At 61.5% G+C, this 13001-nt stretch carries 11 protein-coding genes and 1 CRISPR repeat array; of the genes, 3 read left to right on the top strand and 8 right to left on the bottom strand.

Translation table 11 applies throughout. The annotated features are described in order from the left end of the window. Positions 1-153 precede the first annotated feature (153 nt). Entirely contained in the window at positions 154-498 is a 345-nt protein-coding gene (gene cas2e / locus KTJ78_RS04345; protein WP_217132962.1) for a type I-E CRISPR-associated endoribonuclease Cas2e, read from the bottom strand. After that, entirely contained in the window at positions 495-1463 is a 969-nt protein-coding gene (cas1e, locus tag KTJ78_RS04340; protein WP_217132960.1) for a type I-E CRISPR-associated endonuclease Cas1e, read from the bottom strand. Before cas1e ends, cas2e begins: the two co-directional genes overlap by 4 nt. A gap of 118 nt (positions 1464-1581) precedes the next feature. After that, positions 1582-2891: a CRISPR direct-repeat array (repeat unit 29 nt; unit sequence GAGTGCCCTGCACGCGCAGGGATGAGCCC). A gap of 338 nt (positions 2892-3229) precedes the next feature. Between cas1e and KTJ78_RS04335 the strand changes: the two genes are divergently transcribed. After that, positions 3230-3811 carry a hypothetical protein gene (locus KTJ78_RS04335; protein WP_217132958.1) on the top strand — a complete coding sequence of 194 codons (582 nt, stop codon included), beginning with the start codon at positions 3230-3232 and terminating at the stop codon, positions 3809-3811. A gap of 5 nt (positions 3812-3816) precedes the next feature. Here KTJ78_RS04335 and KTJ78_RS04330 read toward each other — a convergent pair whose 3' ends face one another. After that, positions 3817-5064: an SHIRT domain-containing protein gene (locus KTJ78_RS04330; protein WP_217132956.1), complete on the bottom strand. Its 1248-nt coding sequence runs from the start codon at positions 5062-5064 to the stop codon at positions 3817-3819. Between the two features lie 33 nt (positions 5065-5097). After that, positions 5098-5307: a hypothetical protein gene (locus tag KTJ78_RS04325; protein WP_217132954.1), complete on the bottom strand. Its 210-nt coding sequence runs from the start codon at positions 5305-5307 to the stop codon at positions 5098-5100. 162 nt (positions 5308-5469) lie between these two features. Between KTJ78_RS04325 and KTJ78_RS04320 the strand changes: the two genes are divergently transcribed. Both KTJ78_RS04320 and KTJ78_RS04315 read left to right on the top strand, forming a co-directional pair. Beyond that, positions 5470-6468, top strand: a complete 999-nt coding sequence (locus KTJ78_RS04320) for a type IV toxin-antitoxin system AbiEi family antitoxin (protein ID WP_217132952.1) — start codon at positions 5470-5472, stop codon at positions 6466-6468. After that, positions 6416-7285, top strand: a complete 870-nt coding sequence (locus tag KTJ78_RS04315) for a hypothetical protein (RefSeq protein WP_217132951.1) — start codon at positions 6416-6418, stop codon at positions 7283-7285. Before KTJ78_RS04320 ends, KTJ78_RS04315 begins: the two co-directional genes overlap by 53 nt. Here KTJ78_RS04315 and KTJ78_RS04310 read toward each other — a convergent pair. The 4 genes from KTJ78_RS04310 to KTJ78_RS04295 form a co-directional block, all read right to left on the bottom strand. Further along, positions 7282-8364 carry a glutathione S-transferase family protein gene (locus KTJ78_RS04310; protein ID WP_217132949.1) on the bottom strand — a complete coding sequence of 361 codons (1083 nt, stop codon included), beginning with the start codon at positions 8362-8364 and terminating at the stop codon, positions 7282-7284. The genes KTJ78_RS04315 and KTJ78_RS04310 overlap by 4 nt on opposite strands. Before the next feature lie 311 nt (positions 8365-8675). Next, complete coding sequence (locus KTJ78_RS04305; protein WP_369807975.1) at positions 8676-9410, bottom strand: GntR family transcriptional regulator; 735 nt, start codon at positions 9408-9410, stop codon at positions 8676-8678. A gap of 82 nt (positions 9411-9492) precedes the next feature. Further along, complete coding sequence (locus KTJ78_RS04300) at positions 9493-11199, bottom strand: dipeptide ABC transporter ATP-binding protein (protein WP_217132940.1); 1707 nt, start codon at positions 11197-11199, stop codon at positions 9493-9495. Then, the gene (locus tag KTJ78_RS04295; RefSeq protein WP_217132938.1) at positions 11183-13000 is read right to left on the bottom strand and encodes a gamma-glutamyltransferase family protein; all 1818 of its coding nucleotides are present in this window, start codon (positions 12998-13000) and stop codon (positions 11183-11185) included. Before KTJ78_RS04295 ends, KTJ78_RS04300 begins: the two co-directional genes overlap by 17 nt. Position 13001: the final 1 nt, after the last annotated feature.

The following is a 13001-nucleotide window of genomic DNA, read 5'->3' as shown; positions in this document are numbered from 1 at the left end:
ATATATAAAAACATTCATTACTTCTCATGATGTGTTCCCTGCGCGGCAGGGCCCCTTCTGAGGAAAAAGTGCCTAATGGCTCATCTCTGCGTGGCAGAGAAACGGCTATACCGTAGTGCTTCATAGTCGGTAACTTGTGAAACAACCTCGATTTTACCGTGCGCGTCTGTAGCGAGACGCATTGCTCCAACCGGCTTTGCGTTCTTTCGTAATGTTCTTCGCGTTGGTATTGGGGCGCATCATGAGTGAAAGCCCCTCGAAATCTGTTGGAATCCAGTCATGGTGATGTACGCGAAATTCAAAGCCCTGTTCGGTATTCGTGCGAAAAGCCATAATTGCTCGCCCCGAACCTACATGCTCAAGAACCTGCTCCCACAGTAAATCTCGAACGCGAGAATTGACTGCCCCGACAAAGACGCCGGGAGATATCTCCAGGATCCACCGCGTGAGATGGCCGCGTAACTTTGCGGTGCATGAAGTGAGCACGATGACAATCATTTCGCCGCCTCCTGGTAATTGACACCAGCAGCAATTCGCTCTTCGTTCATGCCTGCCCACAAGTGAACGACGTCTTGACTCAACTCGTCTTCGAACTCAACTTCGAGTTCCGGGGCTGAATCATCTTCGAGTAACAGTGAACGGATATCAGCGGCGCAGCGCTGCATGAATTTTCCTGACCGCATTGCCTCTCGAATAAGGCGACGGGCTGCGCTACCCATATCGTCCTGTTGCTCACTCGCGAGGTTGAAAGCGAGAGGAATCGTGAAATCTGCCTTGTAAAGGTCAGCGATATCGAAAACAAAGCTTCGTTCATTGCCCGTGTGAATGAACCCGAGACCTGGTGAGCAGCCCAGCGAAACAATCACAGAATGGACAACACCATAGAGAGAAATATTCAGTGCTGAAAGCGCCTGATTGATTGGATCGGCATCATCAAAATCATCAACCTTGTAACTGCGGCCCCGCCAATCAACCCCAGTGCGCTTCGCATTTTCGGCGTACGCCTGTCGAATTCGAGTGCCCTCTTTGCCACGTAGCTGCTGCATAGTGTTGCCAGAAGTGTCTTCGCCAGGAAAGCGTAGTGAATACATTGCTTTTGCTACACGAAGCCGAGATCTTGTGGTCGAGACAAGTCGTGCCTGCGCTTCAAGCAGTTTTGAAGATTTTGCGAGTGACCGACCATGGCAGTAATACCGTACGCCCTGTTCACCTACCCAAACGACCGTTGAGCCTGATTCTGCAATAAGTACCATTGCTTGTTGCGTGACTGTTGTCCCTGGGCCGAGGAGGAGGGCGCCGAGTGAAGCGGCAGGTATGTGCACAGTGCCGCGTTCATCAGTGGCGGTAATCGCATTAGCATCTCGACTCACGATTGACCGTTCAAGGTAAATAAACGTTAATCGGTCGCGTGCGCGAACGAGCTCTGGAAGTTCAGGTGGACGTATGCCAGGAATTTGCGACATTGCACTCCCCTTGATGGAGATAACCGGTTTGTAAGAAGATACCCTAGTCAGGCGACCGAGTGTTGAAACTAAAGATTTTTGAGCTAGCGTCACTCTTGCCGCCCGCTAAAGTTCAAGTGAGTGCCCTGCACGCGCAGGGATGAGCCCGGCTCATCCCCGCGATGGCGGGGCACAGTGCAGAGTGCCCTGCACGCGCAGGGATGAGCCCTTCTACCCGGTATACGGTTCGTGGCTGTTTGTGAGTGCCCTGCACGCGCAGGGATGAGCCCTGGCAGCGCACAGGATGATCGACCCAATCACTGAGTGCCCTGCACGCGCAGGGATGAGCCCCGGTTCGTGTGCGTCGCTCAGGGCGACGACGAGAGTGCCCTGCACGCGCAGGGATGAGCCCCCTGAATGGCGGGAGGTGCTTCATGTGGGTCAGAGTGCCCTGCACGCGCAGGGATGAGCCCGTGGCGCCCATGGCAAGCAAGGTCGTGCGGTTGAGTGCCCTGCACGCGCAGGGATGAGCCCCCTGAGTACCCTGATATTGAGATACACGAGCTTGAGTGCCCTGCACGCGCAGGGATGAGCCCGCAGTCACAAGCATCGGTAGACCGACGCGTGAGAGTGCCCTGCACGCGCAGGGATGAGGCAACTCTGCGCCGTTATCAAGAGAACCTCGCGGAGAGTGCCCTGCACGCGCAGGGATGAGCCCGTGACCTTCTGGGTCGAACGGCATCACTTTGTGAGTGCCCTGCACGCGCAGGGATGAGCCCCCTAGATGTGTTGCTCCCGCTGGAATTTTCAGGAGTGCCCTGCACGCGCAGGGATGAGCCCGCGGCCTACAAAAGCTATGTCGCAATTCAAGCGAGTGCCCTGCACGCGCAGGGATGAGCCCGCCGCATCCGCAGCCATACGCAGACCCTTCTCGAGTGCCCTGCATGCGCAGGGATGAGCCCTACTGCTCTCACTGGTGACAGGACTCATCGAAGAGTGCCCTGCACGCGCAGGGATGAGCCCCCGCATCGAGTATCTCCCGACTGCGGCACCCCGAGTGCCCTGCACGCGCAGGGATGAGCCCACCTCGTTAAAGCCGGGCCAGATCGTCACCTCGAGTGCCCTGCACGCGCAGGGATGAGCCCCGCTCAAACTTGGCGGTCAACCCGATCCCTTTGAGCGCCCTGCACGCGCAGGGATGAGCCCGGCCGCTCTTGCTGGGAAGGATCGATGTACCGGAGTGCCCTGCACGCGCAGGGATGAGCCCTTTACCTTCCGAGGTACAGATACTGACCCCCGAGTGCCCTGCACGCGCAGGGATGAGCCCTACTGGATCATGAATAACGGAACGGTCATTCCGAGTGCCCTGCGCGCGCGGGGATGGGCCCCGGGGAGCCAGATGATTCGTCACCGGTTAGAAGAGTGCCCTGCGCATGCAAGGGTGAGCCCCGGATACGCTGCTCTCGGGGTAGCGCGTTTGTGAGTGCCCTGCAAGTGCAGGGAGTTGCACGCGCTCGCTTGATGGCTGGCGGCTCGCAGTTGTCGACTGACGGTTTTCGGCTGCCGCTCGCCGCGTTCTTGCCTGCGTTTTTTCCGTTTACTTGACGAAAAGCAGGGTGTTCAGCCAGAAACACCCTGCTTTTCGTCAAGTAGACCGCGTTCGGGCCCCGCGCTGGCAATCGACCGCCCGGCCCCGACCCGGGACCCTGGAATCGCTCACGGCGTCTTCCGTGGCCGCTACACTCAGCAAGAACGCCCCTCGCCCTGCGCGCAGAAAGGAGCCCACAGTGCCCAGCTCGGGAAAACGGCGCAAAGCCGAGATTGTGGATCATCGCGCCAGAGAGGCGGGTCCCGCGCTGGTCGGCGCGAGCGTTGAGCCCGTACCCCGACGCAGGCGAACCGTCACCGAGTACATCGATTATTCGATACGGTGGTCAGCGGCATTCAACGGGCCCGGCGCACGGTTATGGCGCTGGGCTTTTGGGGTAGCCTCGGTGTACTTGATCTGCATACTCGCTCGAGCGCTCTGGTTTGGCGAGAGTTCGCACACTGCGTGGGCGCTAACGTTGCTGGGCATCATGTTCGCCCCAATGACCATCTTCACCTACGTCATTCGTGCCGAGCCTCCTGGGCGAATGATCTGGAAGCTATTGCTCGTAAGCGGGCTGATTATTGCAGTCGCACCCATTCACACCCTCATCGATCGAGGCTGGGGCGGTGAAGCGTATTTGCCGACCGCGTTTCTCTACGGGCTCTCGGTTGCCCCCGGCGTGCTCACGCTCTGGGTGTTCGCGCTGCTCTTCATCGTCCCTGCGGTGCTCGGGCTGAGACGAACGAGGCCGCAAAGCCTGAGCGAGGCGGCTGCCTGACGCTCTTAGCGTTTTCGGGCGGTCACCACGATGCCAGTGACTCCCGCGAGTATCAGCGCGATACCCGCGATGCTCCAGGCGATGAAGCCTGCCCCGCCGGTTGTCGCTAGAGGGGTTTTGGGGGCAGGACCTGGTTCAGGGGTGACTGGGTCAGGCTTTGCAGGGTCAGGCTTGATCGGGTCAGGGTCGTTGGGGTCCGGGTCGACCGGGTCAACCGGGTCGACTGGCGGTATGACCGCCTTCTTAAAGTTCCAGGTGCCGGTGAATTCGACGTCTGCTCCGTCGATTATGGCGGTTTCGGGCTGCCAGCCGGTAAAGTTCCAGGTTCCGGTTTCGGTTTTCACCGAGGTGGTTGCGAGTGGGGTGGGCGTAACCGTGTTGCCCTGTGTCGCCATCACGCTCTCGGGGGTGAGGTCGCGAATCTCGTCGGGCAGCTCGGTCTCGTCGGCGCTCACAAAGGTGTGTCGTACGGTGAATGTGGCGGCGGGGTCGACCTCATACACCCATGTTCCGGTGAAGCTCACGTTCGCGCCCTCGATGAGTGCTGATTCGGGCTGCCAGCCGGCGAAGATCCACACGCCTTGCCCGTCGCGCACGCTTGTCTCGGCTGGGTCGGTGGGGGTTGCCTCGGTGCCGTTCATGAGCATCGTCTGTGTCGCTGGCAGAAGGTCGGTTACCTCGGTGGGCAGACTGCGGCCCGGGGTGCCGCTGACAAACGTATGCTCGGCGTCGTAGGTTTGCGTCATGGTGAGGGTGACGTCGTCGCCTGTCGCTTCGAACGTGATGGGCATCATGATAAAGAACTGATCCATGCTGATCTCGCCCTTGACGGTCGGCTCGGTCATAACGAAGGTTTTGTCGACCTCGAAATCTGACTGCTTGACGTAGAAGGCCTGCGCTGGGGTGGTCAGGTGCAATGAGTCGGGTTGGTTTTCGTCGATTTGCTTGCCGGTGACCTTGCTACCGTCAGGGTTTACGAGCGTAAAGTGTGCGGTATACAGCCCGGTGGCGCCGTCGTAGGCAACGTCACTGCAGCGAATAAACGTGCCGAGCAGCGTTGACGGGTTTTGGGCTTCGACCTCGGCCTGCAAGGCCTCGCAATCGACGAATGCCGGGTCGCTCGTGACGACGGTTGTGTCGACGCGAAACGAGATATCCCATTCTCCGCTGAACGTCTTGCCATCCCACTTCTGACTGTTGTTACCCGGATTGATGAGCCAGACCCTTTTGAAGGTTTTATATGTAGACCACATTTCTTTCATCTTGAGGTTGCCGCGGTAGGCAATCTAGTATGCGTCGCTAGGCTCGTCGCCTTTGGCGGAGTCGTAGAGAAATTCGCTGTTGCTTGTGATCTGCCCGCTACCGTCTAACGCGTAAGCGTTGGCGGTCACGGTGATATTGACGGGAGTTGGTGCGGCACTTGCCGGGGCTGCGGTCGCAAATAGTAGGCCAGCTCCCGCGAGAAACGTTAAGAAAACAGTGGTGAAACGACTCATGACTCATCCCCCTAGATGATCGTCTTGGGGTCAAGTTATCTTCGTTTGTGGCTTTGGGCAATGGTTATAGCTGACAATGACCGGGGAGTTGTGTTGGATAACCCGTGTTCACTTTTGTAGACCTTTCAGCTAAAGTGAACATGTGCTTAAAGTGAACGGATCATGATGGACGGTTTTCTCATTGAACGGCTTGCTCGAAACCTATATGAATATGGTTTTGATATTCGCGATGCTTCGGCCCTCTCGCGGCTGGAGCCGTATGAGCAGAATGTTGTCTCACTGCATCACCGACTCAGTCGGATGTCGCTGAATGTGACTCTTACCCTGGCCCCAAATATGACGGTCTCCGCGGTTGCTGAACAGCTGCATGAGCGAAAGCAACAACCTCCTTTATTTGTTGTTGGTCCTCGGATTACCGAGAGAAGCGCTGCGATATTTCGCGAGAGTGGCGTCAGCTATCTTGATGCGGGAGGGAACGCCTATATAGCAATTGGCTCGATATACATTGATGTTCGAGGGCGGCGAGGGGAGCTTAAAGTGGAAGGTGTTCGAGGCGGGGTAAACCTTATGAGCCCAAAACGCGCACAGGTGATTTTTTCAATACTCACTTGGGAGCAGCTGCTCTATGAACCGGTGAGAGTGCTCGCGCAGGTCGCAAAGGTTTCTTTGGGGCAGGCCCAGCAAACACTGCAGTTGCTTGAACAGTACGGTTTTATGTACGGTAGCCAGAAAATGAATATTTACCAGCGTGAGGCTCTTCTTGAGCAGTGGGTTCAGGCATACCCTGGCGGGCTTAAAGCAAAGCAAACGCTTCATCACTTTGCAGGAGATTATTCAGTGCCAGAAGAGTCGATGGTTCCACTGGTAGTTAGCGGTGAATCAGCAGTTCCGAGGTTGCTAAGGCCGGAAACTTTAACGCTGTATTGCGAGACACTTCCGATCGATGTAATTCGAAGTCGACGTTGGGTGCGGGAAGAACGAACGCCGAGTGTTTTGCTTTATGAAAAATTCTGGTCTGATCCTTTTGCGTTAGACGAAAAAGGAGTGATCGAGGCTCCACCACTCTTAATCTATGCTGATTTGCTTGCTTCGCAAGATAGTCGGCAACGTGAAGCAGCAAGTGAGTATCGGCGTGGAAATGTTGAACTTCGAGCGGGTTAGTAAAGGTAATCTCGATGATCTCACGGTGATTGTCGAAGAACTTGTTCAGCGGGTCAGTGTTGACCCGGAGTGCATTATGATTGTCGGTGCAGGGTGCCGAAATATTCTTCATGAAGCGTTGGGTCATACTTTCGAGATGAGGTCAACGACTGATACCGATCTCGGTATTACGCTCTCAGACTGGAGTGTTATAGAGCGTATTGACGAGTGCTTTACAGCCACTGGAAATAATGGAATTCGGTACTGGATTGATGGGCTGCCCGTCGATATCTTGCCCTTTGGTGCTATCGAAGACCCCTCTGGAATTTCGACACCGGCTACCCGTGGTGAGGGGCTCGTGGTCTTTGGCTTCTCTGAGGCGTATGCGCATTCGTGCGAGCTGGTATTACCAAACAACAGAGCTATTCGTATTGTCTCAGTAGCGGGATATGTTTTACTCAAGTTGAAAGCATGGATCGACCGCTCGCCCCATTTCGAAGATAAAGATGCAAAAGATCTCGCTTTAGCTGCCTACTGGTACCGGGAATCTGAGCTCGTTGAAAAGCGGCTTTGGGGCCAAGAAAACATTCTATACATCGAATCAGCGGGGTTTGACCTAGGCCTCGCCTCATCTCGATTACTGGGATATGACGCAGGAATGCTCCTGGAGAAAGATCAACGCATATTGCTTCTCGAGCAGTGGCGCGATGCCAGCAATGAGTACCTTGTGAAGTATTTTACCCTGCCTCCTAGCGCAAAAGAACCGTCAGATTCTGAGATGAATCGCCACGTGATTGACGCCATTACGGCAGGGCTTGAAGACGCTGTGAGCCTCTAGCGAATGATCTCGGGCGGCGTCCCGTCGCCAAAGGGCTCGCCGCCGAGCCGCTCGCGGTCGTGCGGGTCGAGCCAGTTCGAAAGGTCGGGTCCCGCCGGAACGATCTGCGTCGGGTTCACGTCTTCGTGCGTGATGTAGTAGTGCTTCTTGATCTGTTCGAAGTCGATCGTGTCACCGAAGCCCGGGGTCTGAAAGAGGTCGCGGGCGTAGCCCCACAGGTTCGGCATCTCGCTGAGCTTGTTGCGGTTCGTCTTGAAGTGCCCGTGGTACACGGCGTCGAAGCGCGCGAGCGTCGTGAAGAGACGAACGTCGGCCTCGGTGATCGTGCCACCCATGAGAAATCGGCGGGTCGCAAGGCGCTCTTCGAGCCAGTCCATCGCGATCCACAGTCGGTTGTATGCCTCGTCGTAGGCGGCCTGCGTGCCCGCAAAGCCGCAGCGGTATACGCCGTTGTTCACCTCGGTGAACACGCGCTTGATCACCGGCCACATGTCTTCGAGCTCGCCCTCTGGCAGCAGGTTCGGGGCGCCGTCGCGGTGAAACTCGCGCCACTCGGTCGAGAAGTCGAGCGTGATTTGTGGGTAGTCGTTCGTGACGACCTTGCCGCTCGCGACCTCGACGATCGCCGGAACCGTAATGCCGCGTGGGTATTCAGGAAACCGCTTGAAGTAGTTTTCTTGCAACCGTTCAGTACCCAGCAGCGGATCGCGCCCGCCATCGTCAAGATCGAATGTCCACGACCGTACGTCGTGCGTTGGGCCGGGCATACCGAGCGAGATGGCGTCTTCGAGCCCGAGCAGGCGGCGCACGATGATCGTTCGGTTGGCCCACGGGCATGCGGCTGCCGCGATGAGGTGGTAGCGGCCCGGCTCGACGGGCCAGGCTTCGGCGCCCTCGCTCAGCCCGTAACCGAGCGATCCGATGTTCGACTTCGGGGGCGCGGGCAGGCGCTTCACGGCCTCGGGGTCGCGCACGATGCGGTCTTCGATGTAGTTCGTGTCGCGTGAGAACTCGTTCGCGCCGGTCACGTAGGCGCCCTTCGTTGAGAACTGGCCGGTCTCGGCTGTGGTGTCGGTCATGGTGGCGGCTCCTTCACGGCTCGGGCGAAATGCGCGGTCTCTCGGGTGTAACGCGTGCGAGGCGCGAAGTATTCCGGGCTCCGGCGTTCCCGGCGACACTACCTGGCCATGCCCGACCACACCCGCCCGACCAAACCATTGCCTGATTTCTTGTCCATTTTCAGCGAAAAACCCTCGAAAGTGCTCGAAAATCAGGCAATGGTTGCCTGGGTGAGCCCGTGCGTCTCGGCGCAACGTCTGGTTCAATAGAGCGACCGCACCGCACCGCACCCGAAAGACCGGGTATTTCGCGCGAATCGTAACGGCGAACGCTACGTGCCCGAGCCGGCCTCGGCGCCCGAGCCCGCACTGCCCGCAACCCGCGCCTCAAGTCCCTTAAAGTAGCTGCGCTTCGAGCGGCGCACGTGCAGCGCCATGAGGCGGCCCGCGGTCTCGGCGTCGCCCGCATCGATGGCCTCGATAATCGTGTGGTGCTCGGGCCAGGAGCGGCGGGGGCGGCGCTCGGCGTCGGCGACGTAGAGGCGCTCGATCGTGCCGGCGATGGTGCGCAAGAGGAGGGCCTGCACTGGGCTTCCGGCGAGGGCGGCGACACTCTGGTGAAAGCGCATGTTGAGGCCGGCCATGAGGTCGGTGCGGCCTGCGGCGAGGGCCGCGTCGCCCTCGGCCAGAATCTCGGTGATCTCGGCGCGGGCCTCGGCCCAGTCGGGTGCGGCCTCGGCGGTGCCGCCGTCGGTGCCAGCGCCATCAGCGCCCGGAGCCCGCCTGGCGGCCTTGCGGGCGATCGCCTTTTCGATTGCCTCGCGTACCTCGAAGAGGTCGGTCGCGTCTTCGGCGGGAAGCTCGCTCACGTGCGAGCCTGAGTAGAGCTTGGAGTCGACGAGGCCCTCTGACTCGAGGGCCCGAATGGCCTCGCGCACGGGAACGCGGCTCACGCCAAACTCGCGGCTGAGGGCGAGCTCGTTGAGGTGCTCGCCAGCCTGCAGCTCGCCGGTGATGATGCGCTGGCGCAGGGCGCCACGAACCCTCTCGACATTGCTCACGGTCACGGACACTCCCTTGTTCATTGCGTGAGGCCGGCCGGGGTGCCGAGCTTCGCCTTCATGGCGTGGCTCGGCACCCCGCACGCGCCTAGGCGAAAAACGCCGCCCCGGGAATCGAGTCGAGCAACTGTGCGGTGTACTCGGTTTCTGGCGTTTGGAAAATAGTATCAACAGGCCCCGACTCGACGACGGCTCCCTGCTTCATGACGAGCACTTCGTGCGCGATCTGACGCACCACGGCGAGATCGTGCGTGATGAAGAGGTACGTGAGCCCGATATCGGCCTGCAGCTCGGCGAGCAGATCGAGAATCTGGTCTTGCACGAGCACGTCGAGGGCCGAGACGGCCTCGTCGCACACGACGAGCTGCGGGTTAATCGCGAGCGCACGGGCGATCGCGACGCGCTGGCGCTGGCCGCCCGAGAGCTGCGCGGGCCTGCGCTGCGCGACCGCGCGGGGCAGCGATACCTGGTCGAGCAGCTCGGCGACGCGGGCCCTGCGTGAGGCACGATCGCCGATGCCGAAGATGCGCAGCGGTTCGTCGATGAGGCGTTCGATGCTGTAGGTCGGGTCGAGCGAGCCGAAGGGGTCCTGGAACACGGGCTGCATGCGCCTGCGCGCGGCCCGCATTCGGGCACCCTTCGCGGCGGCGATGTCTTCGTCGCCGAGGTGCACGGTTCCGCTCGTGGGGTCTTCGAGCCCGAGCACCATGCGCGAGAGCGTCGTCTTGCCAGAGCCCGACTCGCCCACGATCGCCGTCGTGGTGCCGGGAGCGACGTCGAACGAGATGTCGTTCACGGCGCGCAGGGTTCCGCCACCGCCACGAATGCGGTAATCCTTGGTGAGGTTGCGCACGCGAAGCAGCGCGTCTTGCCCGGCAGCAGCCCCGGCCGCGGCTCCCGCGACCGCCTCCGGCTCGCTCAGCACCTTCGCCGCGTCATCGTCACCGTCGCGTGAACCGTCGCGCACCGCGACGAGCGAGGGAGCCGCGTCGAGGAGGCGACGGGTGTACTCTTCGCGCGGATCCTTGAGAATCTGCTCGGGGGTTCCCTGCTCAACGATGCGCCCGTGCCGCATCACGATGACCCGGTCGGCACGGTCAGCCGCGAGGCCGAGGTCGTGGGTGATGAACAGGAGCGCGATGCCCTCGGCGTTGATGAGGGTTTGCAGGTGGTCGAGAATCTGCCGTTGCACCGTGACGTCGAGCGCCGAGGTGGGCTCGTCGGCGATGAGCAGCTGCGGGTTGCAGGCGAGCCCGATCGCGATGAGCACGCGCTGGCGCATGCCGCCCGAGAACTCGTGCGGGTACTGGCGCGAGCGGCGCTCGGCGTCGGGAATGCCCGCGAGCGACATGAGCTCGGTAACGCGCTGCTTGACGCTAGCGCGTGACAGGTCGCCGTGGCTCGCGGGGTGCGCTCGAATCGTGTCGGCGATCTGCGCGCCGACCTTCATGGTCGGGTTCAGGTTCGACATCGGGTCCTGCGGAACAAGGCCGATCTGTTCGCCACGAATGCTGCGCATGTCGCGCTCGCTCGCGCCCGTGAGCTCTTCGCCACGCAAGGTGATCGATCCGCCGCTTACTCGGCCGTTTGAAGCGAGCAGGCCCATGATCGCCGCTGCGACCGTCGACTTGCCCGAGCCCGACTCGCCAACGATCGCGACGCGCTCGCCGGGAAAGATGTCGAGGTCGATGCCGTGCAGCACCTGAGTCTCGCCCGAATCGGTCGTGAAGGCGACGGTGAGGCCGTCAACCGAGACGAGTGCGTCGGTGGCGTTCGTGTTAGCGTCCTGCTGCATAGCCCTGCGCTCCTCGGGGGTTAGCGGCGGCCTGAAGCTCGCCGGTTTCGGGGTTACGGCCCACGCTCGACAGACGCCCGAGGGCCCAGTCGCCTGCGCGGGTGACCTTGTGGCCCATAGCCTCGAGGCGTTCGATGACCTCGGTGCCGAGGCGATCCTCGACGACCATGCCGCCCGGGGTCCACGTACGGGGCCAGAACGACTCGGGAATCGAGGTGGTGTGCAGTGCGGGGGCGTCGATGGCCTCTTGCATCGTGTAGCCGCCCACGATCACGCGCAGCAAGAAAAGCAGCTGCCACTGGTCCTGCTGGTCGCCGCCTGGCGAACCGAGCGCCATGACGGGCTCGCCGTCTTTGAGCACGAGCGTCGGGGTGAGCGTCGTGCGGGGGCGCTTGCCCGGGGTGAGCGACGAGGGGCCGCCCGCCTCAAGCCAGGTCATCTGCAGGCGCGAGCCGAGGCAGAAGCCGAGCTCGGGAATCACGGGTGACGACTGCAGCCAGCCGCCAGACGGGGTCGCCGAGATCATGTTGCCGAAGCGGTCAACGACGTCGATGTGGCAGGTGTCGCCCTTCGTCACGCCGGTCTTTTGCACGGTCGGCTCGCCGACGCCAGCGATGCGCTCGCCCGCCGCGAGGGCAGGTGGCTGGTACTCGGTGCGAAGCGGGGGCGCGAAGGGGGTGAGACCCGGCACGATGCCGGGGCGATACTCGGCCGAGGCGTCGTCGGTGATGAGGCTGCGGCGTGCGCCCGCATACTCTTCAGAGAGCAGCACGTCGAGCGGAACCTCGTGGTCGCCGTAGTAAGCCTCGCGGTCGGCGTAGGCGAGCTTTTGCGCCTCGATGATGCGGTGCGCGCCCTCGGCGGTCGAGGGATCGATCTCGTGGTCGTCGAAGCCCGCGAGAATCTGCAGGGTCTGCAGGAGCGCCGGGCCCTGGCCCCACGCGCCCGTCTTGGCGATCGTGTAGCCGCGAAACTCGATCGTCACGGCGTCTTCGGTCGAGGCCCTGAATGCCGCAAAGTCGTCGCGCGTGATGACGCCCGCGTGGTCGGTTCCCGATGAGTGGCGGTGCGGGGCCTTCACGAACTCGGCAGCGGCCTCGGCGACGAAACCCTCGCCCCAGGCGCTGCGGGCTGCCTCGATGCGCTCTTCGCGGCTCGCGCCCTCACCGAGCTCGGTGCCTGCGGCGACGAGGCGGTCGAGGGTGCGGGCGTAGGCCTCGTTGCGAATGATCGCGCCGGGCTTCGGTGCCTCACCGTCTTCGAGCCACAGCTCTGCCGAGCTCGGCCAGTGCTCGAGAAACAGCTCGCGCACGCTCTCGATCGTGGTGCTCACGCGGGGCAGGGCGGCGTGGCCGTCGCGGGCGTAGCCGATCGCAAAGGCGAGCACGTCGCCGAGCTCCCAGGTGCCGTGCTCTTCGAGCAGCAGCAGCCAGGCGTCAACGGCGGCGGGCACCGCGGTCGCGAGGGCGCCCGATCCGGGAACGAGTTCGAGGCCCTCGCCGAGGTAGTGCTCGGCGGTCGCGCCAGCGGGTGCGGGGCCCTGGCCCATGAGCACGCGCGGGCCCTGCTCGTCGCTCGCGTCGAAGAAGACGCCGGTCATGTCGCCGCCGGGGCCGTTCAGGTGGGGCTCGACGACGTGCAGCACGAAGGCGCCTGCGACGGCCGCGTCAAAGGCGTTGCCGCCGCGCTCGAGCACGGCCTGCGCCGATGCGGTCGCGAGCCAGTGCGTTGATGCGCTCATGCCAAACGAGCCGTTGAGCGTCGGGCGGGTGGTGAATTCAGCGGGTGGGGTGAAACTCATG

The sequence above is a fragment of the Leucobacter chinensis genome (assembly GCF_019049105.1).
Lineage (GTDB): Bacteria > Actinomycetota > Actinomycetes > Actinomycetales > Microbacteriaceae > Leucobacter_A > Leucobacter_A chinensis.
Note: the sequence above shows the minus strand (reverse complement) of the source record. Positions and strands in the feature narration are given on the sequence as shown.

What these genes read in the sequence shown, in the direction of transcription:
- cas1e (WP_217132960.1), bottom strand. Translation starts at nt 1,463, where the DNA reads ATGTCGCAAATTCCTGGCATACGTCCACCTGAACTTCCAGAGCTCGTT.
- KTJ78_RS04330 (WP_217132956.1), bottom strand. Translation starts at nt 5,064, where the DNA reads ATGTGGTCTACATATAAAACCTTCAAAAGGGTCTGGCTCATCAATCCG.
- KTJ78_RS04310 (WP_217132949.1), bottom strand. Translation starts at nt 8,364, where the DNA reads ATGACCGACACCACAGCCGAGACCGGCCAGTTCTCAACGAAGGGCGCC.
- KTJ78_RS04300 (WP_217132940.1), bottom strand. Translation starts at nt 11,199, where the DNA reads ATGCAGCAGGACGCTAACACGAACGCCACCGACGCACTCGTCTCGGTT.
- KTJ78_RS04320 (WP_217132952.1), top strand. Translation starts at nt 5,470, where the DNA reads ATGATGGACGGTTTTCTCATTGAACGGCTTGCTCGAAACCTATATGAA.
- KTJ78_RS04295 (WP_217132938.1), bottom strand. Translation starts at nt 13,000, where the DNA reads ATGAGTTTCACCCCACCCGCTGAATTCACCACCCGCCCGACGCTCAAC.
- KTJ78_RS04325 (WP_217132954.1), bottom strand. Translation starts at nt 5,307, where the DNA reads ATGAGTCGTTTCACCACTGTTTTCTTAACGTTTCTCGCGGGAGCTGGC.
- cas2e (WP_217132962.1), bottom strand. Translation starts at nt 498, where the DNA reads ATGATTGTCATCGTGCTCACTTCATGCACCGCAAAGTTACGCGGCCAT.